Origin of the sequence: Arthrobacter sp. UKPF54-2, assembly GCF_007858535.1 — a bacterium.
In the GTDB taxonomy this organism is placed as follows: domain Bacteria; phylum Actinomycetota; class Actinomycetes; order Actinomycetales; family Micrococcaceae; genus Arthrobacter.
Genome location: NZ_CP040174.1, coordinates 829354 through 848155, shown reverse-complemented (window position 1 = coordinate 848155; position 18802 = coordinate 829354). Strand labels below are relative to the sequence as shown.

16 protein-coding genes are annotated in these 18802 nt (G+C 70.3%); 4 read left to right on the top strand and 12 right to left on the bottom strand.

Going from position 1 to position 18802, the window contains the following annotated elements; genetic code table 11:
* Positions 1-8: 8 nt before the first annotated feature.
* Together E7Y32_RS03740 and E7Y32_RS03735 are read right to left on the bottom strand one after the other, a co-directional pair.
* Entirely contained in the window at positions 9-683 is a 675-nt protein-coding gene (locus E7Y32_RS03740; RefSeq protein ID WP_146335940.1) for a response regulator, read from the bottom strand.
* On the bottom strand, positions 680-3397 hold the full coding sequence (locus tag E7Y32_RS03735) for a DUF4118 domain-containing protein (RefSeq protein ID WP_146335939.1): 2718 nt from the start codon (positions 3395-3397) through the stop codon (positions 680-682). The genes E7Y32_RS03740 and E7Y32_RS03735 overlap by 4 nt, the downstream gene beginning before the upstream one ends.
* A 169-nt stretch (positions 3398-3566) precedes the next feature.
* Here E7Y32_RS03735 and E7Y32_RS03730 point away from each other — a divergent pair, with 169 nt between their 5' ends.
* Entirely contained in the window at positions 3567-5543 is a 1977-nt protein-coding gene (locus E7Y32_RS03730) for an amino acid transporter (RefSeq protein WP_146335938.1), read from the top strand.
* 17 nt (positions 5544-5560) lie between these two features.
* Here E7Y32_RS03730 and E7Y32_RS03725 read toward each other — a convergent pair whose 3' ends face one another.
* Both E7Y32_RS03725 and E7Y32_RS03720 read right to left on the bottom strand, forming a co-directional pair.
* Positions 5561-6196, bottom strand: coding sequence for a LysE family translocator (locus tag E7Y32_RS03725; RefSeq protein WP_146335937.1), 636 nt, complete (start codon positions 6194-6196; stop codon positions 5561-5563).
* Between the two features lie 186 nt (positions 6197-6382).
* Complete coding sequence (locus tag E7Y32_RS03720; RefSeq protein WP_013599688.1) at positions 6383-6586, bottom strand: cold-shock protein; 204 nt, start codon at positions 6584-6586, stop codon at positions 6383-6385.
* Between the two features lie 160 nt (positions 6587-6746).
* On the opposite strand from E7Y32_RS03720, the gene E7Y32_RS03715 reads away from it, so the two are divergent.
* Entirely contained in the window at positions 6747-7490 is a 744-nt protein-coding gene (locus E7Y32_RS03715; RefSeq protein WP_146335936.1) for a glycosyltransferase family 2 protein, read from the top strand.
* Positions 7491-7517: 27 nt separating this feature from the next.
* Here the strand turns inward: E7Y32_RS03715 and E7Y32_RS03710 are convergent, their stop codons facing one another.
* From E7Y32_RS03710 to E7Y32_RS03675, 8 genes are all read right to left on the bottom strand, one after another.
* Positions 7518-8465 carry an alpha/beta fold hydrolase gene (locus E7Y32_RS03710; RefSeq protein ID WP_146335935.1) on the bottom strand — a complete coding sequence of 316 codons (948 nt, stop codon included), beginning with the start codon at positions 8463-8465 and terminating at the stop codon, positions 7518-7520.
* Positions 8466-8500: 35 nt separating this feature from the next.
* Positions 8501-9523 (bottom strand): alpha/beta hydrolase, encoded by a 1023-nt coding sequence (locus E7Y32_RS03705; RefSeq protein WP_315897984.1) that lies wholly within the window; start codon positions 9521-9523, stop codon positions 8501-8503.
* A 103-nt stretch (positions 9524-9626) separates the two neighbouring features.
* Positions 9627-12332, bottom strand: a complete 2706-nt coding sequence (locus E7Y32_RS03700) for a PEP/pyruvate-binding domain-containing protein (RefSeq protein WP_261382528.1) — start codon at positions 12330-12332, stop codon at positions 9627-9629.
* Positions 12333-12342: 10 nt separating this feature from the next.
* Positions 12343-12657: a hypothetical protein gene (locus E7Y32_RS03695; RefSeq protein WP_146335934.1), complete on the bottom strand. Its 315-nt coding sequence runs from the start codon at positions 12655-12657 to the stop codon at positions 12343-12345.
* Positions 12658-12734: 77 nt separating this feature from the next.
* Positions 12735-13790, bottom strand: a complete 1056-nt coding sequence (locus tag E7Y32_RS03690) for a zinc-dependent alcohol dehydrogenase family protein (RefSeq protein WP_146335933.1) — start codon at positions 13788-13790, stop codon at positions 12735-12737.
* 83 nt (positions 13791-13873) lie between these two features.
* Entirely contained in the window at positions 13874-15070 is a 1197-nt protein-coding gene (locus tag E7Y32_RS03685; RefSeq protein ID WP_146335932.1) for an acetyl-CoA acetyltransferase, read from the bottom strand.
* Positions 15067-15750: a CoA transferase subunit B gene (locus E7Y32_RS03680; protein WP_146335931.1), complete on the bottom strand. Its 684-nt coding sequence runs from the start codon at positions 15748-15750 to the stop codon at positions 15067-15069. Before E7Y32_RS03680 ends, E7Y32_RS03685 begins: the two co-directional genes overlap by 4 nt.
* Before the next feature lie 43 nt (positions 15751-15793).
* Positions 15794-16534: a CoA transferase subunit A gene (locus E7Y32_RS03675; protein ID WP_146335930.1), complete on the bottom strand. Its 741-nt coding sequence runs from the start codon at positions 16532-16534 to the stop codon at positions 15794-15796.
* A 240-nt stretch (positions 16535-16774) separates the two neighbouring features.
* Here E7Y32_RS03675 and E7Y32_RS03670 point away from each other — a divergent pair, with 240 nt between their 5' ends.
* Both E7Y32_RS03670 and E7Y32_RS03665 read left to right on the top strand, forming a co-directional pair.
* The gene (locus E7Y32_RS03670) at positions 16775-17548 is read left to right on the top strand and encodes an IclR family transcriptional regulator (RefSeq protein WP_146335929.1); all 774 of its coding nucleotides are present in this window, start codon (positions 16775-16777) and stop codon (positions 17546-17548) included.
* A 291-nt stretch (positions 17549-17839) separates the two neighbouring features.
* On the top strand, positions 17840-18802 hold the full coding sequence (locus tag E7Y32_RS03665) for a plastocyanin/azurin family copper-binding protein (RefSeq protein WP_146335928.1): 963 nt from the start codon (positions 17840-17842) through the stop codon (positions 18800-18802).

Below are 18802 nucleotides of genomic sequence, written 5' to 3'. Positions count from 1 at the left end.
GGACTCAGCTAGGGCAGGAACCGGTAGCCGATCCCGGCCTCGGTGAGCAGGTGCCGGGGCGTGGCGGCGTCCGGTTCCAGCTTGCGGCGCAGCTGGGCCATGTACACGCGGAGATAGTTGGTCTCCTTCGCGTAGGCCGGGCCCCAGACCTCGGAGAGCAGCTGCTGCTGCGTGATGAGCTTCTCCGGGTTCCGCACCAGCACCTCGAGCATTTTCCACTCCGTCGGGGTGAGCCGGACATCCTCGCCGTCGCGGGTGACCCGGCGCTTGCCGAGGTCCACGGTGAAGGCATCGGTGGCGACCACCGGCGGCTCGGCGCCGTCGGCGCTGCGGCGCAGCAGCGCCCGCAGCCGGGCGAGCAGTTCGTCCAGTCCGAACGGCTTCGTGATGTAGTCGTCCGCGCCGGCGTCCAGTGCCTGGACCTTGTCCTCGGAGCCGTGGCGGGCCGAGAGCACCAGCACCGGAACCTGGCTCCAGCCGCGGAGCTTCGCCAGGACCGCGGTGCCGTCCATGTCCGGCAGGCCCAGGTCCAGGATGACCAGCGCCGGAGGCGTGCGGGCCGCCGCGAGGAGGGCGGACTGCCCGTTCTCCGCCACGTTGACCTCGTAGCCGTGGGCCCGCAGCGTGATGCGCAGGGCGCGCAGCAGGTAGGGGTCGTCGTCAACCACCAGCACCGCGGTCATGGCAGATCCGTCGGGGACGAGAGGATCGGCGGTGCGTGGTGCCGGCCGACTATGGCCGACTGGGGCTCCAGCGGCGCCTGACCCGGCCGCTTCTGGACGGGCGCCCCCTCGGACAGCGGCAGGCTGACTACCATGGTCAGCCCGCCGCCCGGGGTGGCTTCCGCGCTCAACCGGCCACCCATCGCCTCGGTGAACCCCCTGGCCACCGCCAGGCCGAGGCCGACGCCGCCGGCGCGGCCCGCGTCGTCCAGGCGCTGGAAGGGCTGGAACATCTCCACCACGTCCTCCGCCGGGACGCCGGCGCCGTGGTCGATGATCCGCAGCTCCCCGGCAGGCCGGCCGCCCACGGTGGCCGCGCCGAGGCCGCCGGCGGTGCCGGTCAGCACAATGTCCGAATCGGGGGCATACTTGACGGCATTTTCGACGATGTTCGCGATCACGCGCTCCAGCATGCCGGGATCCGCCTCGACCTCCGGCATGTTCGCCGGCAGCTCCACCCGGACCCGGTCCGCCGGAACTCCGTGCAGGCCGCCGCTGACCACCTCGTACCAGCGCACGGGCCGCAGGAGTGGGTGGACGGACTCGGAGGTGATTCGGGACATGTCCAGCAGGTTCCCCACCAGGGCCTCCAGCCGGTCCGAGCACTCCTCGATGGTCTCCAGCAGCTCCCGTTCCTCTTCCCGGGTGTAGCGGACGCCGTCTTGGCGCAGGCCGCCGACTGCGAGCTTGATGCCGGCCAGGGGCGTGCGGAGGTCATGCGAGACGGCGCGCAGCAGCGAGGTGCGCATGGTGTTGCTCTCGGCCAGACGCCGTAGCTGGCTCCGGCTCGCCAGCAGCTGCTGGTTCTCCAGCTGGGCCAGGAGGTGTACGCCGAAGGCGCCGAGCAGGCGTCGGTCGCTGGCCGGCAGCACCCGACCGGAGAGGACCAGCCGGGTGCCGGCGTTGATCTCTTCGACGTTGTCGCCGGTGGGGCCGGCGTCCCCGACGTCCCCGCCGTCGGGGGCTGCCGCGGAGCTAAAATCGCCGACGCCGGCCAGCAGCCGCCATCGCGGGGCTCCTTCAGGCTGCGCCGTGCCGCCGGGCTGCGCCGGTGCGGGGCCGGCGTCGGCGTCACCGCCCGTGAGGCCGTACAGCGCCGCGCCGCGGACCTGGAAGACATCCAGTGCCTGTTCCAGCAGGCCCGTCACGGTGTCCTCGGAGCCGGCGGCGCCGCGGGAGAGTTCCGCCAGGGTGGCGGCTTCTGCCCTGGCCCGGGCAGCCTCCTTGGAGCGCCGGGCGGAGCGGTCGACGACGGCGGCGACGGCGGCGGACACGCCGACGAACACCAGCAGGGCCAGGACATTCTGGGCGTCGCTGATGGTCAGGTTGCCCACCGGCGGGGTGGAGAAATAGTTCACCAGCAGGCTGCTCCACAGGGCCGCGAGGACTGCCGGCCAGAGGCCGCCTACCAGGGCCACCGCGACGGAGCCCGTGAGCTGGACCAGCATGGAGGTGGCCAGGTTCTTGTCCGGATTCAGTTCCAGCAGCAGCTGGAGCGCCGCAGGAACAACTACTGCCAGGCCAAAGCCGACGGTGACCCGGGTCCGGCCCAGGTCCCCCCGCCTGCTCCGCCGGACGCCGCTTGGCCCGCTCTGCTGGGGCACCAGGTGGACATCGAGGCCGGACGAGTCGCGGAGTACCTTGGCCGCGGTGCCTCCGCCCCGCAGCCCGGTCATCAGCCGTGCCGCCGTGCCCCGGCGGGAGACGCCGAGCACCAGCTGGGAGGCGTTGACGCTGCGGGCGAAGTCCAGGAGCGCCTCGGACGTTTCGTCGCCGGTGACCACGTGGTAACTGCCGCCGAGGCTCTGGACCAGCTGCCGTTGCGCCTCAAGGGCCTGCAGCGACTCAGCTCCCGCGCCGTCCGAAGCCCGGACATGGACGGCCAGCAGGTCGTTGCCGCTGACGCGGTTGAGCAGCCGGGCGCCGCGGCGGATCAGCGTCTCGCCCTCGGCCCCGCCCGCCAGCCCGACCACGACGCGCTCGCGGGCCGGCCAGTTGGCGTCGATCCGGCTCCCCTCCCGGTAGCCGGCCAGGCCCTCGTCGACCCTGTCGGCCAGCCACAACAGGGCGAGTTCACGCAGGGCCGCCAGGTTTCCGGGGCGGAAATAGTTGGACAGCGCCGCGTCAATGCGGTCGGCCGGCACGATCTTCCCGGCGGCGAGGCGCTCCCGGAGCAGCTCGGGAGAGAGGTCCACCAGCTGCAGTTCGTCGGCCCGCCGGACGATGCCGTCGGGAACGGTCTCCGTGGGGCGTACGTGCGTGATGGCGCTGACGACGTCCGCCAGGGAGTCCAGCTGCTGGATGTCCAGGGTGGACAGCACGTTGATCCCGGCCGCCAGCAGCTCGTCGATGTCCTGCCAGCGGTGCCGGTTCCGGCTGCCGGGGGCGTTGGCGTGGGCATACTCGTCCACAATCGCGGTGGAGGGAGCCCGGCGCAGGGCCGCTTCCAGGTCCAGTTCCTCGACGTCGACCTGGCCAAGGGGCACGCGCCTGGGCTTGATCGTTTCAAGGCCGGCCAGCAGTTCCCGGGTGTCCCTCCGGCCGCGGTCGCGGGCGAAGGCGACCACTACGTCCTCGCCGGCACTCCGGAGCCGGTGCCCTTCCCGGAGCATGGCGTAGGTCTTACCGACCCCCGGCGCGGACCCCAGGAAGATGCGCAGCGTTCCACGTGCCATGCAGTCATTCTTCCATTCCGGCCAGCGTCCGGCGGGGGAGGGCGGCGTCAAGGATTCATCAAGATCCGCGCCGCGGTGGGGTCCGGCCACCCGGCCGCTGCTAGCTTCACAACTGAGGGGCAGAACGTGGCGCCCGCCCGTCAGAGAGGCGCCGGGAGAAAGGCACACCATGACCACCCTGAGCAGGCCCCCGGCCGACCCATCGGCGCCGAGGCCCGGCCGCAAGACCGCGCTCCGGAAGTGGCTGCTGGTGGGGCTGCAGGACAGCAAGGGCGCGCACCAGGGCCCGGGCGGGGTGCCCACGGCCCACGAGAAGAAGCACACCTGGTGGCAGGTCATGTGCCTGACCGGCGTCGACTACTTCTCCACCCTGGGCTACCAGCCCGCCATCGCCGCGCTCGCCGCCGGCGTGATCTCGCCGCTGGCCACGCTGGTCCTGGTGGCGATCACCCTGCTGGGTGCGCTGCCGGTCTACCGGAGGGTCGCCGGCGAGAGCCACCGCGGCGAAGGCTCAATCGCCATGCTGGAGCGGCTGATGCCGCGCTGGGGCGGGAAGCTCTTCGTGCTGGTGCTGCTGGGCTTCGCCGCGACGGACTTCATGATCACCATGACGCTCTCCGCAGCGGACGCGACAGCCCACTTGGTCGAGAACCCGATCAGCCCGGACTGGCTGCACGGCCAGAACGTGGCCATCACGCTGGTCCTGCTGGCCCTGCTCGCCGCGGTGTTCCTTCGCGGCTTCAAGGAGGCGATCGGGGTCGCGGTCGGGATTGTGGGCGTGTACCTGGCTCTGAACGTCGTGGTGGTTGCGGTATCGCTGTGGGAGGTACTGACCCATCCGCTGGCGGTCGGCAACTGGTGGGAAGCGATCTCCTCCTCCCACGGGAATCCATTGCTGGCCGTGGGGTTCGCGCTGCTGGTCTTCCCCAAACTGGCCCTGGGCCTGTCCGGGTTCGAGACCGGCGTCGCGGTGATGCCGCAGATCAAGGGCCACCCGGAGGACACCGAGGAGAATCCGGAGGGCAGGATCGACGGCGCCCGCAAGCTGCTGACGACGGCCGCGCTGATCATGAGCACATTTCTGATCATCAGCAGCTTCACCACCGTGGTGCTGATCCCGGAGAACGAGTTCCAGCCGGGCGGCCAGGCCAACGGCCGCGCCTTGGCGTTCCTGGCCCACGAACAGCTCGGGGTGGGCTTCGGCACCGTCTACGACGTTTCCACCATCGCCATCCTCTGGTTCGCCGGAGCGTCCGCCATGGCCGGGCTGCTCAACCTCGTCCCGCGCTACCTGCCGCGCTACGGCATGGCGCCCGGCTGGGCCCGGGCGGTCCGGCCGCTGGTGCTGGTCTTCACCCTGATCGGCTTCCTGATCACGTGGATTTTCGACGCCGACGTCGACGCCCAGGGCGGCGCGTACGCCACCGGCGTCCTGGTACTGATGACCTCCGCGGCCATTGCGGTGACCCTTTCGGCCCGCCGGAAGCGGCAACGCAAACGCACCGTCGGCTTCGGCGTGATCGCCGTCGTCTTCGTGTACACCACCGTGGCGAACGTCGTCGAACGCCCCGAAGGCATCCGCATCGCCTCGATCTTCATCCTGGGCATCATCGTCATTTCCCTGCTGTCGCGGGCGCGGCGCTCCTTCGAACTGCACGCCACCCACGTACACATGGACCGGCAGGCGCTCGAGTTCATGTCCGATGAACTCGACGGTCCGCTGCGCATCGTGGCCCACGAGCCGCTCCGGCTGAGCGCGGAGGCCTACCGGCAGAAGCTGGAGTCCGCGATCGAGGTCAGCCACTTGCCGCTGGATTACCAGGCACTCTTCCTCGAGGTCATCGTGGACGATTCTTCGGATTTTGAAACCGAACTGGAGGTCCGCGGCATCACCCGGCACGGCTACCGGATCCTGGAGGTACACGGCCCCGTCGTCCCCAACACGATCGCCTCGGTACTGCTGCACATCCGCGACGTGACCGGGCTGATGCCGCACATCTACTTCCGCTGGACCGAGGGCAACCCGGTGACCAACCTGCTGCGGTTCCTGGCCTTCGGCGAGGGGGAGATCGCGCCGGTCACCCGCGAGGTGCTGCGCGAAGCTGAACCCGACGTCACCCGGCGGCCCTGGGTCCACGTCGGCTAGCGGCCGGCCGGTGGCCGCTACCCGGTCACCGCGGACTTTGCCAGGATGGTCCCGCCGACGCCGGCCAGGACGGCACCGGATCCTGCCGTGACCGCCCGGTGCACGCGGGGACGGGCCAGCACCGCGGAGACCCGCCGAATCGCCTGCACCAGCACCACGTACCACACCAGCGCGGTGAGCAGGAAGATGCAGGCCATCAACGCATGCTGCGCCAGGGGCGGCAGCGGGCCCAGATCGAACTGGGGGAAGAGGGACAGGTAGAACACGGCGACCTTGGGGTTGAGCAAATTGCTCACCACCCCCTGCAGGAACGGCGAGCCGCCGCCGAACCGCGGCCGGGGTTCCGCCGCGCTCGGCTGGCTGCGGCGCGGCCCGAAGGCCTCCCGCAGGGCGCTGATGCCCAGGAAAAGCAGGTACGCGGCGCCGGCGATCCGGACGGCGGTGCCCAGGATTTCCGATGCCGCCAGGAGCGCCGTCACACCGAGCACGGCGAGAAGGGCCAGGACCGTGTTGCCGACCATGATCCCGCCGGCCGTTGCCGCGGCGGAACCGGGGGCCCGGTGCGCGTTCTTCAGCACGAGGGCAAAATCGGGGCCGGGGACCACCACCACCACAACGCAGGTCAGCGTAAAGGCCAGGAGTTGTTCGACCATTAGGGCTGCTTCCGGGAAGAGTGGATCACGGTACGGGCAGACTTTCGGCCGCCGCCATCACAGTGTAGCCGCGGCTGCCGGGCCCGCGCGGCCCGGAAACACAGCAGCCCCTCCGGAGGGTTACTCCGGAGGGGCTGAGTGGTCTTCTAGGAGAAGTGTTCCGGCAGGCCGGGCCTTCCTGAAAGCTTAGAGCGGGCGGATGTTCTCAGCCTGGGGGCCCTTCGGACCCTGGGTGACGTCGAACTCGACCTTCTGGTTCTCGTCCAGCGAGCGGTAGCCGCTGGAAGCGATTGCCGAGTAGTGGGCGAAAACGTCGGCCGACCCGTCATCCGGGGCAATGAAGCCAAAACCCTTTTCGGCGTTGAACCATTTAACTGTGCCTGTAGCCATGCCTTTATCCTTCTGAAACGCTGCTGATCTCCGGGGGCCACGCAAGGCCAACGGCTGCGGAGACATTCGTCCGCTGTCCCCAACGTACGGGGCGCGGGGCCCCGGTGCAAGAGTCTGACTACGGGAGTTAATCCCGGGCGGCGGCTATAGTCGGCTCACCATGTCAACAATCTCGGTGGTCATTCCCACCCGGAACGACGCCCGGCTCCTGGCGGTCTGCCTCGAGGCGCTCGCCCGGCAGAGCCACCGCGCCGACGAGGTCATCGTGGTGGACAACGGCAGCACGGACGCCACGGCCGAGGTCTGCGCGGCCGCCGGGGTGCGGCGGATCGCCGCTGAGGTACCCGGAATCGCGGCCGCCACGGCCCTCGGCTTCGACGAGGCCCGCTGCGCCATAATCGCCAGGCTGGACACGGATTCAGTCCCGCCGGTGGACTGGCTGGAGCGCGTGGCGGCCATCCTTGAGCGCGCCGGGCCGCTGTCCGCCGTGACCGGCCCCGGAGATTTCTACGGCGGCAACCGTTTTGCGCGCTGGGTGGGCCGCAGCGTCTATATCGCAGGCTATTTCTGGGCGGTCGGGCTCCTGCTGGGGCACCCGCCGTTGTTCGGCTCCAACTTCGCCCTGCGGACCGAGGTGTGGGAACGAATCCGCGGCGCCGTCCACCGGGGCGTGCCGCCGGTCCACGACGACCTCGACATTTCGTACCAGATTCCGCCCGAGGTGGCCGTGATCTGCGACCCGACGCTGAGGGTGGGCGTCTCGGCCCGGCCGTTCGAGAGCTGGCACGCGGTCGGGCGCAGGCTGGCGATGGCGTGGACGACGTTCGGCGTCGAGTTCAGATCCGAGCCGCCGCTGCGGCGGCGCCGGCGACGGACGCAGTGGGAGCGCCGCCACCTCCGGTAGCCGCGCCGGGGCCGCGCTGACCCTCACTCAGTCGGCGTCGGCGTAGAGCGCGATCAGGTCCCGGCTCATCTGGTGCGGCGAGGTCTCGCTGGGGCTGTGGCCGCCCCGGTAGACGGCGATCTTCGCGCCGATCGCCTGCGCGAAGCGGCGGTGCAGCGCCAGCGGCCAGAGGTCGTGTTCTCCGACGGCGACCAGCTTGGGCAGTGTCGCAGCGGCCAGGACCGGCCGGAGGTCCGGGGCGTGCTGCATCAGGGCGAAGATGTCGCTCACGGACTTCCGGCGGGTGAAGCCGAAACGGTACCGCACAAACCGAATCCGGTTCGGCGCCACCTTGACCACGTTGCTGCGGATTCCCCAGATCATCAGTGCCGCGCCCACCCGGCCGCTGGCCCAGCCGCTGAACCGCCCGATCCGCTGGACTCCGCGGAAGCTGTTCCCGGGTTCGGGCGGGCAGCTGAGCAGGGTCAGGCTGCGGAACAGCTCAGGCCGCTGCGCGAACACAACCTGGGCAACGATCGCGGCGAAGGAGTACCCCACGACGTGCGCGGCGCCGTCGCCGGCCTCGAGCAGGGCGATCAGGTCGTCCGCGAAAAGCTGGTAGTCGTAGTGCTCCCGAGGCGGCACAAGGTGCTCCGGCCCGGCGCCGGCCGACTCGTACTGGCCAGCGATGTCGCAACTGAGCGCAAAGTATCCGGCGGCCGCGAGCCGGGGTAGCATCAGCGAGAAATCTTCCTTGGACCCGGTGGCCCCCGGGATCATCAGCACCCGCGGATTGGCCGGGTCGCCCATCGACAGGGTCGCGAGCGTCCCGCTTGGGGCCCGGAATTCGCCGCGCACGGCGCCGGGCGGCGGGTCGAACCAGTCGACGTCGGCCAGGGCGGCGTCCAGCCAGGCGGCCTCGTCGATGAGCCCGGACCCGAAGACCTCCGGGTCTGGCTCCGGTGCGCCGGGAAGATTGCGGCCTGTTGACGCCATGGACTAAACATAGACCCCGGTTCCGGCGCCGGTCCTCAGGCGCCCGCCACCCGGCGCACAAAGGCGTGCAGGCGGCGGTACACCTCCTGCGACTCGGGATGGCGGAAGTCCTGCTGCCAGGTGTGCTCCGTATTCGGGGCGTCCCAGCCGTAAATCAGGGTGTCCACGGGCACCTTATGCTCCAGCAGGCGCGCGATGAATTTGAGATTGGCGGTGTAGAAGAAGTCGCGCTCCGAGGTGGTGACGAACACCGGCGGGAAGCCGGCGTCGAGCCATTCGATCGGGGACAGGAACCCGGCCGCGGCGCGCAGTTCCGCCGCGCGGGGACGGCCGCGTCCGCCGGCAGCCCGGGGCAGGAGCATCCGGACGAAGTCCAGGCTGAGCACGAAGCCCTTCTCGAAGAACACGGAGAAGTCCACCACGCTGCAGTGCTGCACCAGACCGCGCAGGCTGGAGCCGGGGGCCGCCGGCGTCAGGGCGTAGTGGCCTGCAAGTTCGGGGCGGAGGCTGGCCGAGGTCAGGAGCGCGGCGATCTGGCCGCCGGCGGAGTCCCCGCCCAGGACAATCCGGGCGGGGTCGCCTCCGTAGTCCGCGATGTGCTCGCGGACCCAGGCCAGTGCCGCGTTGGCGTCCTGGAGGACGTGCGCCATGTGGAAACGCGGAGCCCGCCGGTAATTGACGTTGACAGCCACCATCCCGCCGGCGGCCTGGTTCGCGCAGTACTTGGTCAGCGCGGCCTTGTCCCCGGAGGTCCAGCCCCCGCCGTGGAAGTAGACGTAGACCGGCAGAGGAGCGGTGTCTTCCACCCCGGCGCCGGCCGGGGTGATCACGTCCAGGCGGTGGGCACGGATCCCGTCCCCAACGAAGTCAATGTCGTGGAAGTAGTCGACGCCGGTCACCGGCTCGGCGTTGAATCGCGTCCGCTCGCCGGGGCCCAGCGCATGCATCATAGCCAGCCAGGCCCAGACCGGGACCCGGCGCAGCACGCCCCGCGCGCGGCGGGCCAGGCCGAAGGTTCCGCCGGAGGGCAGCTGGGGTGACCGGGGTGCCGGGGTCATGGCCCCAGTCTAACTGGCACGGCTGTGCTAGCACGGGCGGAGGGCCGCCCGGCCCCTTGGCGGCCGCGCCGGTGCAGCCGCGCCGGTGCGAGCGCCGCGGGATTCAGTCGGGCAGCTCCCGGACGATGCCGGCGGCCCCGTCCACGGTGACGCGCTGGCCGGTATGCAGCCTGGTGGTGGCATCCGGCACGCCCACCACCGCCGGGATCCCGTACTCGCGCGCGACAACGGCCCCGTGCGAGATGACGCCGCCCATTTCCATCACCAGGGCGCCCGCCGTCATAAAGAGCGGGGTCCAGCCGGGGTCGGTCGAGGGTGCCACCAGGATTTCGCCGGGTTCAACGCGGGCGCCCACCGGGTCCAGGATCACCCGGACGGTGCCGGTGGCGGTGCCGGCCGAGGCTGGGGTTCCGGCCAGCGCGCCGGTGGGCGGTGCCTTGGCCATGACCGCGGCCTCGACGTCGGTCCCGTCCGAGAGCAGCACCCGCGGGATGTGGCGGCGGCGCAGTTCGACGTCGTACAAGCGCCGGCGGCTCGCGACGAGGTCCTGCATCCGGGCGCCGCGCAGTCCCACCCGGAGCTCGGCGAAGTCCAGGAAAAACACATCCTCCGCGGCCGCGACGACGCCGGCGCGCACCAGCTCTTCGCCAACCAGCAACAGCTGGCGGTGCATCTCGCCAAGGATCTTAACGATGTGGAACTTGGGCAGCTCACGCAGGCCGGACAGCTCCCGGACCCGGCGCAGGGACAGCTCAAGCGCCCGGGCCCGCCACCGGCCCCGGGCGCCGGCGCGCTCCACCAGGTTGCGGATCCTCTCCTCCGCGTGCTCGGCGGCCCGCCGGAACTGCCGGTCCGGGGCCTGTTCCGGGTCCTCGACGCGCAGGTAGTTGGAGATCATCCCGAGGATGTGGTCCGGCTCCTCCGACCAGCGCGGCATACCCAGATCGATCTCGGCCACCGCCCGGTGGCCGTAGCGGGCCAGGAAGCCCCGCACCCCGGCCTGCGCCGGCCCGGGAAGCGCGCCGGCGCGGTACGCCGCCGCGAGCCGCGCCGGGTCCTGCGCCAGAAAGACATCCCGCGAGACGGGATCGGCACCGATGCCCACCGCCAGTTGCCAGAGCTCCAGGTCCATCTCGGTGGTCACATTGTGCGGCAGCCCGCGCAGCACCGCCTCCAGCTCGCGCGGCGGGGCGATGCCGCGCAGCAGCCGCCGGGCCACGGCCAGCATGATGTAGCCGACGGACGGCGCGGGCAGGGTGGCTCGGATCAGCCCGTCGACGGTCCGGTGGGTGATCTGTTCGGCGTAGTCGAGCCGCTGCCCGGCGCTCGCCGGCTCGGCCAGCACCAGCGCTGCGTCAAGGCGCTTTCCGTAGGCATCCGCCCGGCGGAGCTCCTCCTCGGGCCGGACCGCGGCCCCAATCAGCGCCGGGACCAGGCCGAGGACCATGGCCAGGCTGGCACTGGCCTCGGCGCCCCGCGCCGGCCCTCCGCCGGCAGCCCGGGCGGGCCTGGGGCGGGACTTCCGGGGGCGTTCCCTGAGCGCGAACCGAGGATCGGCCAGCAGTTCCGGGAAGACCGCGGCGGACCTGCCGTCAGCCAGCGGCAGCACCCGCTCCAGGTAGCGGCGGCCCCACTTGTTTTGCACCACCGCCGTCAGGTCCACGTACATCCTCAGCCCGGGGCTCACATAGCGCCAGAGTCCCTTGCTGTTCCGCATCAGCCCGAGTGCAGCGAGCCCGATCGGCGTGATCGGGCGCGTGAGCCCTTGGAGCAGGGTTCCGCACAGGTAGACGCGGGTCCCGCCCGCGGGATCCGGGTTGAGGGCGGACGCGTCGCCGGAGAACGGATCCTCCAGCGGATACAGCGTGGTGATCGGCCGGGACTGCGTCAGCCATGCCTTGCCCGCGGCGTCGAAAACCCACTCGATATCCTGCGGCGCCCCAAAGAGGCGCTGGACGGCGTCGCCGAGGCGGGTCAGCTCGGTGAGCTCGGCGTCCGCCAGGCTCCAGCCGCGGGCGGGATCGTCGTCGCCCGGCACCCTGGCCAGGACCGTGGCCGTCTCGGTGTCCACGGTGAACTGGTCCGGATTCACCGCGCCGGACACCACGGCCTGGCCCGCCCCGGGGCTGGCGTTGATCACCGTCTCGGTCCGTGTGCCGGTCACCGGGTTGGCGGTGAACATAACACCGGCGGTGGCGGCGTCGACCATGATCTGGACGACGACGGCGAGCCCCACCTCCCGGTGGCTGATCCCGTTGGCGGACCGGTAGGCCACCGCCCGGTCGGTCCAGAGCGACGCCCAGCAGCGGTGGACTGCGTCGATGACGGCGTCAGGGCCGACGACGCCGGTGTACGAATCCTGCTGGCCCGCGAAGCTGGCGAAGGGCAGGTCCTCGGCGGTGGCGGAGGAGCGCACCGCAACCGCCGGCTCCGCGCCCAGCCCCGCGTAGGCCGCCCGCACCGCCGCGTCGACGTCGGGCGGGACCGCCGCGGCGCCGATCAGTTCGCGGGCACTGGCGGCCAGGGGGTCCGGCTCGGCGTGGCCCGGCTCCGGCCGGCCAGCCGTGGCTGCGGCGGTGTCGAGGCGGGCCGCCAGCGCGTCGATCCCCGCCGGCGCCGCCCGCCGGTACGCCTCCGTGGTCAGGCAGAAGCCGCGCGGGACCGGGAAGCCGGCGGCGGCGAGCTTCCCCAGGTTCAGGGCCTTGCCGCCGACCAGCGGCAGCGGGGCGGAACCGGTGCTGCCCAGCTCCAGGACAAGGCCCTCCAGCACGCGGCCGGCGGGCATGTGGTCAACCCGTTCGGCGCACATGGTGCACCGCCTAGGCGGTCGCCGCGTCGCCGGCGTCCTCCCACTGGACGTCCAGGTTGCGGAACACCGGAGGGGAATCACACAGCGCGGCCATCCGCGCCGCGAACTCCGAGGTCTCCGGCCGCCCCGAGTTCTCCATGGCCGACTCGTACGAGTCGAATTCGACGATGGTGAGATAGGTGCCGGGGCGGTCGCGGTCCGCGGTGTTCAGGATCCGGCGGAAGGTCGGGGCGGTGTCCCCCTCCGTCCGCGAGGGCCGGCCGAGCGCCTCGATCTCGTCGATGCGGGATGACTGGAATTCGATGATCTGCACAAACCTGGCCATGACGGCTCCTTGACGGCTGCGGGGTGCTGATGCGCATCACGCTAGACCTGCCGTCCCGGCTGTGCAAGACCACGTGGCTACGGGGTGAGCAGGACCTTGATGGCCCGCCGCTCGTCCATCGCCCGGTAGGCCTCCGGGGCCTCCTCCAGGTCCATCACGACGTCGAACACCCGGCCCGGGTTGATGCTGCCGTCGAGCACGTCGGCCAGCAGCTCCGGGATGTAGGTCCGGGCCGGCGCCATCCCGCCGCCGATGGTGATGTTGGTGTCGAAGAGGTAGCGCACCGGGATTTCGGCACCGCCCGTGGGCACGCCGACAAAGCCCATGGCGCCGCCCGGGCGGACGCTGTGCAGGGCCTGCTCCATGGATTCCTTGGTGCCGACGCATTCCAGGACGGAATCGGCCAGCACCCCGCCGAGCAGTTCGCGGACCTTGGCGACGCCGTCCTCGCCGCGCTCGGCAACGATGTCGGTGGCGCCGAACTCGCGGGCGATCGCCTGCCGGTCGGCGTGCCGGGACATGGCGATGATCCGCTCCGCGCCGAGCCGCTTGGCTGCCAGGACCCCGCACAGGCCCACCGCGCCGTCGCCGACCACCACGACGGTCCGGCCGGGGCCGGCCTTCGCGGCGAGGGCGGCGTGGTGGCCGGTGGCCATGACGTCGGAGAGGGTCAGGAGGCTGGCGCGCAGGGCGTCGTCGGGATCGGTGACGCCGGGGACCTTGACGAGGGTGGCGTCGGCGAGCGGGACCCGGACCGCCTGGCCCTGGCCGCCGTCGATCGCGTAACCGGCGTCGTCCTTGCCGCCCCAGCCGGCCAGGTGGTCGCAGGCGACGGTGACGCCGTTGAGGCACTGCGGGCACTTGCCGCAGCTGACCACAAACGGCGCGATGACCAGGTCGCCCACGGCGAGGTCCGTCACAGCGTCGCCGACGCTTTCCACCAGGCCGATGAATTCATGGCCGATCGCGGAGGGCTTGTGCGTGGGCTTGACCCCGCGGTACGGCCACAGATCGGAGCCGCAGACGCAGGCGGCGGTGACCTTGACGACGGCGTCGGTGGGCTGCTGGATGGTGGGGTAGTCGCGGTCTTCGACGCGGACGTCGCCGGGGCCGTGGATGATGGTGGCGCGCATGGGGTCTCCTCGCCTGGTGGTGAATGGGGGTGGCATCGAGTCTAGCCCGGGCCCCGTGCTTGCCTCGTGCCGGGAACTTTGTTCTAGACGGCTTCCAGCACGCTGACGTAGTTGGCGATGCCGACGCCGCCCATATTCTGCACCGCGGCCCGGCGGGCCGCGGGCAGCTGCATGTCCCCGGCGGTGCCGGTGAGCTGCATCGCCGCGATGACGTGCTGCGAGACGCCGGTGGCCCCGACCGGGTGGCCCTTGGCCTTGAGCCCGCCGGAGACGTTGATGGGCAGCTTGCCGTCCTTGAAGACCCAGCCTTCCTGGAGCGCGCGGGCGCCTTGGCCCGGCTCGGTCAGGCCCATGGCCTCGTACATGAGCAGTTCGGCGATGGTGAAGCAGTCGTGCACCTCGGCGAAGTCCAGGTCGTCGAGTCCGACGCCGGCCATGCCCAGCGCGCGCTGCCAGGAGGTGCGCGTCGCGGCGAAGGCCGTGGGGTCGCGCCGGTCGGTCGGGAAGAAGTCGTTCGCCTGGCCGAAACCGGCCAGCCGGACCGGGGCGGTGGCGCCGCTGGTGGGGGCGACGCTCAGGACGACGGCGGCGGCGCCGTCGGAGACGGGAGAGCAGTCGGTGCGGCGCAACGGGTCCGCGACCATCGGGTTCTTGTCCGAGACGGTCTGGCAGAACTCCTCGCCGAGGTCCTTGCGCAGCTGGGCGTAAGGGTTGTCCACGCCGTTTCGGTGGTTCTTGGCGGCGATCGTGCCCAGGACGTCGCCAAGCTTTCCGTTGCCGTCGCCGTACCGCTTCTCGTAGTGCTTGGCCACCTCGGCGAACAGGCCCGTGAACCCGGTGGTGGACGGCTTGCCGGCCATGTCGTAGTCCGCGCCGAGCAGGGCCGCGCCCACAACGTCGGCGCCGGCGTGGGTCATCTTCTCCGCGCCGATCACCAGGACGGTCTTGGCCGTGCCGGCCAGCAGCGACTTGGTGCCCTGCTGGAATGCGGCCGAGCCGGAGGCGCAGGCGTTCTCGACCCGGGTGGACGGGATGTTGGCGAGCTGCTCGGAGACCTGCAGGGCCAGCGAGGACGGGAACGCCAGCGGCATCATGCCGGAGTTGAACTGGCCGAGGTAGATTTCGTCGATCTGGCCAGGTTCGATCCCGGCGTTGTCGATCGCCTCCGTGGCGACCTGGACGATCAGGGATTCGAGGGTCTCGTCCGTGAGCTTGCCGAAGCGGCTGTGGCCCCAGCCGGTGAGCAGGACGTCTTTGCCGAACTGGTCTTTGAGGCTCACGCGGCGGCTCCTTCCAGGGCGGCGGAATCGTTGTCCAGTTCGACGTCGAACTCCGCCTCGGTCTTCTCGCGGATCTCCTCCACCGTGACGCCGGGGGCGAGCCGGGTCAGCGTGAGACGGCGGCCGCCTTCGACTTTCTCCAAATCAAAGACGGCCAGGTCGCTGATGATGCGGTCCACGCAGCTCAGACCGGTGAGCGGCAGGGTGCATTCCTTGACGATCTTGGCGGTGCCGTCCTTGGCGTTGTGCTCGGTGAGGACCACAACGCGCGGGGTACCGGCGACGAGGTCCATGGCGCCGCCCATGCCCTTGACCATCTTGCCCGGGATGGTCCAGTTGGCGAGGTCGCCGGCGCCGGAGACCTGCATGGCGCCGAGGATGGCGACCTTGACGTGGCCGCCGCGGATCATGCCGAACGAGGTGGCGGAGTCGAAGATGCTGCCGCCGGGCAGCACCGTGACGGTCTGCTTGCCGGCGTTGATCAGGTCCGCGTCCTCCTCGCCCTCGTAGGGGAACGGGCCCATGCCGAGCAGGCCGTTTTCGCTCTGCAGCACCACCCGCACGCCGTCGCGCAGGTTGTTGGCGACCAGCGTGGGGATGCCGATGCCGAGGTTGACGTAATCGCCGTCGTTGAGTTCTTCGGCCGCGATGGCGGCCATTTCATTCCGGGTCCAAGCCATGATGATTCTCCTAAAAGTGTGGGGTGGCGGCGCTCGGGCCGGATCAGACGGCGACGGCGGCGGCGTCGGCCGCTGCGGCCGCTTCGGCGCGGGGCCGGACGGTGCGCTGTTCGATGTCCTTGACCCGGTCGGTGGCCTGGACCAGGCGCTGGACGAAAACGCCCGGCGTGACGATGTGGTTCGGGTCCAGCTGGCCGGGTTCGACGATCACTTCGGCTTCCGCCACCGTGACGGCGCCGGCGGTGGCGACCACCGGGTTGAAGTTCTGCGCGGTGTAGCGGTAGATCAGGTTGCCGTCGGTGTCGGCGGTGTGCGCGTGCACCAGGGCGACGTCGGCCTTGATGGCGCGCTCCTGGAGGTAGGTTTCGCCGTCGAACTCCGCGAGCGGCTTGCCTTCGGCGACGAGGGTGCCCACGCCGGTCTTGGTGTAGAACGCCGGGATGCCGGCGCCGCCGGCGCGGAGGCGCTCGGCGAGGGTGCCCTGCGGGGTGAACTCGACCTCCAGCTGGCCGGCGAGGTACTGCTCGGCGAAGAGCTTGTTCTCGCCCACGTAGGAGGCGATGACCTTGCGGACCTGGCCGGCCTCGATCAGCACGCCGAGGCCCTTGCCGTCGACGCCCATGTTGTTCGAGACCACGGTAAGGTCCTTGACGCCCGAATCCCGCACGGCCTCGATCAGGTCCGCCGGGATGCCGCTGAGCCCGAAGCCTCCGACGGCGAGCGTCATGCCGTCGCGCAGCACGTCCTGCAGCGCGGCGGCCGCGCTGGATTTCACCTTTGACATTTGCATCTCCTCATTGAGCTGGTGGTTGCCGGAGGGCTACCCCGGACCTGCTTCCGTGATCCACTTTGTGGACTGTTTGCCTGATGAAGGAGCCTATGGTGTGGCGTGGAGCACTGTCAACGCCGCAATTCGCCAAAATAGGGTGCGGTTTTACAGTGTGGACGGTAGGATGATCAGTGTCCACAATATGGATGCTGAGGCAGATATCCAGATGGATTCGTCCGAGAAACCGCGAGGAAAATGATGACTGTCCCCGTGCAGGGTGCCCAGGTGGTGAGCAGGGTCGCGGCTCTGCTGAGGATCGTGGGCCGGAAACCGGAAGGCTCTCCGCTCGTGGAGCTGGTCCGCGAATCCGGGCTGACCCGGCCCACCGCCCACCGGCTGCTCACGTCCCTCGCCGCCGAGGGCCTGCTGGACCAGGACGCGCACAGCGGCAACTGGGTGCTCGGCCCGGAGATCCTGTTGATGGGGTCGGTCGCGTCGGCGCGCTTCCCGCTGGAGGACATCGCCCGGCCCAGCCTGCGCCGGCTGGCCGAGGAAACCGGCGAGAGCGCGTTCTTCTCGATCCGCCGCGGCGCCGAGACGGTGTGCCTGCTCCGGGAAGAGGGCAGCTTCCCGGTGCGTTCCTTCGTGCTGCACGAGGGCGTCCGCTTCCCGCTGGGCGTCGCGTCCGCCGGTACCGCAATCATGGCGTTCCTGCCCGCGGCGGAGCAGGAGGAGCTGCTGTCCGGCTGGGCCGCCCACGCCGGCAGCTTCGCCAACGCCAACACGGAGGAGCTGGTCCGGGCGAACCTGGAAGCCACGCGGCAGGCGGGCTACGCGGTCAATCCCGGCCTGGTGCTGGAAGGCAGCTGGGGGATGGGCGCGGCCGTCTTCGACCAGCGCGGCCGGCCCGCCTGGGCGCTGTCCCTGACCGGAATCGAACCCCGCTTCCGCGCCGACCGCCGCGACTACCTGGGGCGGCTGCTGATGGATGAGGCGCACCGGATCTCCCTCCAGCTCCAGGGCAGCTAAGCGGTCAGCGCACCGGTGCGCGCGACGTCTCGACAAACCGGCGGCCGCGGAGCACGATGGGAACTGCAGCCGCAGCTGCATGCGCAGACACTGCGCCTCCTCCTTTGTCCGGGTGGCGCGTCTGGCCCAACAACTACTTCCCCGCCTTGATGCTGGGGGACTGGGAGCAGAAGAAGAGCGCGGCGGACGCAGTCCACGCCGGAGCCAACCGGCGTCGCCATCGGCGACGGCGGCGCACTTGACTGGCCGGTTCCCCGGCTGTTTGCCTCAAGCCACGAAGGAATGAGTCTGATGACTCGCCACACTGAAATCCACCACGCGCCGTTGTTGCGCCTTCTTATTGCCTTCACCGCCGCCCTGGTGCTGCCGGTTGCCGTCAGCGGCGCCGCCACCGCCGACGGCGGAAAGTCCACCCGGACCTGGACGGTCCAAGTCGGGTCTGAATCCTCGGACCAGGCCATCCAGGGCATGGCCTTCCTGCCCGAAAACATCTACGTGAACGCGGGCGACAAGGTCACCTGGCGGGCCAACTCCGCAGAAATCCACACCGTGACGTTCCTCGCCGAGGGCCAGTCATTGGAGTCCACGCAGCCCTTCGACCCTGCAGTTCCGGAAGACGTCAACCAGGTGGGCGGCAAGGACTATGACGGACACTCCTACTACAACTCCGGCGTCATGACCAACGTGTCCAATAGCGGGTTCAAGCAGGTCAAGAAATACACGCTGGCGTTCCCGAACGAGGGCGACTTCACCTACTACTGCCTGGTCCACGGCATGGCCATGAAAGGCACGGTCCACGTCCGGGCGGCGGGCACCGAGTACCCGTACCGGCAATCGCAGTACGACCACCAGACGGAAAAGCAGGAACGGGCCATCCTGCGCGACGGACACCGGCAGTGGGACGCGGCCCGGGACCGGACGGACAAGCACACCGTGATCGCCGGAACGGACAACGGCACCTCGATGGTGATGCGGTTCATCCATCAGAAGATCGAAATCAAGGTGGGGGAGTCGGTGACGTTCGTCAACGACGGCATGGGAGCCCCGCACACCGTCACGTTCGGCAAGGAACCGGCCAATTTCTTTGCCCAGCTGGGTGATCCGACCCAATTCAGCGGAGGGGATCTGAACTCCGGAATCATGCCGCCGCAGACGAGCTTCAAGGTGACGTTCACCAAGGCCGGCGAATTCGACTACATCTGCGCGCTGCACGACTTCATGGGCATGAAGGGAACGGTGGAAGTGCGGAAGTGA

Excerpts from the sequence above, each read along its gene's own strand:
- E7Y32_RS03695 (WP_146335934.1), bottom strand. The coding sequence starts at position 12,657 with ATGGCCAGGTTTGTGCAGATCATCGAATTCCAGTCATCCCGCATCGAC.
- E7Y32_RS03680 (WP_146335931.1), bottom strand. The coding sequence starts at position 15,750 with ATGGCTTGGACCCGGAATGAAATGGCCGCCATCGCGGCCGAAGAACTC.
- E7Y32_RS03715 (WP_146335936.1), top strand. The coding sequence starts at position 6,747 with ATGTCAACAATCTCGGTGGTCATTCCCACCCGGAACGACGCCCGGCTC.
- E7Y32_RS03675 (WP_146335930.1), bottom strand. The coding sequence starts at position 16,534 with ATGTCAAAGGTGAAATCCAGCGCGGCCGCCGCGCTGCAGGACGTGCTG.
- E7Y32_RS03670 (WP_146335929.1), top strand. The coding sequence starts at position 16,775 with ATGATGACTGTCCCCGTGCAGGGTGCCCAGGTGGTGAGCAGGGTCGCG.
- E7Y32_RS03705 (WP_315897984.1), bottom strand. The coding sequence starts at position 9,523 with ATGACCCCGGCACCCCGGTCACCCCAGCTGCCCTCCGGCGGAACCTTC.
- E7Y32_RS03690 (WP_146335933.1), bottom strand. The coding sequence starts at position 13,790 with ATGCGCGCCACCATCATCCACGGCCCCGGCGACGTCCGCGTCGAAGAC.
- E7Y32_RS03665 (WP_146335928.1), top strand. The coding sequence starts at position 17,840 with ATGACTCGCCACACTGAAATCCACCACGCGCCGTTGTTGCGCCTTCTT.
- E7Y32_RS03720 (WP_013599688.1), bottom strand. The coding sequence starts at position 6,586 with ATGGCTACAGGCACAGTTAAATGGTTCAACGCCGAAAAGGGTTTTGGC.
- E7Y32_RS03725 (WP_146335937.1), bottom strand. The coding sequence starts at position 6,196 with ATGGTCGAACAACTCCTGGCCTTTACGCTGACCTGCGTTGTGGTGGTG.
- E7Y32_RS03710 (WP_146335935.1), bottom strand. The coding sequence starts at position 8,465 with ATGGCGTCAACAGGCCGCAATCTTCCCGGCGCACCGGAGCCAGACCCG.
- E7Y32_RS03740 (WP_146335940.1), bottom strand. The coding sequence starts at position 683 with ATGACCGCGGTGCTGGTGGTTGACGACGACCCCTACCTGCTGCGCGCC.
- E7Y32_RS03700 (WP_261382528.1), bottom strand. The coding sequence starts at position 12,332 with ATGTGCGCCGAACGGGTTGACCACATGCCCGCCGGCCGCGTGCTGGAG.
- E7Y32_RS03730 (WP_146335938.1), top strand. The coding sequence starts at position 3,567 with ATGACCACCCTGAGCAGGCCCCCGGCCGACCCATCGGCGCCGAGGCCC.
- E7Y32_RS03735 (WP_146335939.1), bottom strand. The coding sequence starts at position 3,397 with ATGGCACGTGGAACGCTGCGCATCTTCCTGGGGTCCGCGCCGGGGGTC.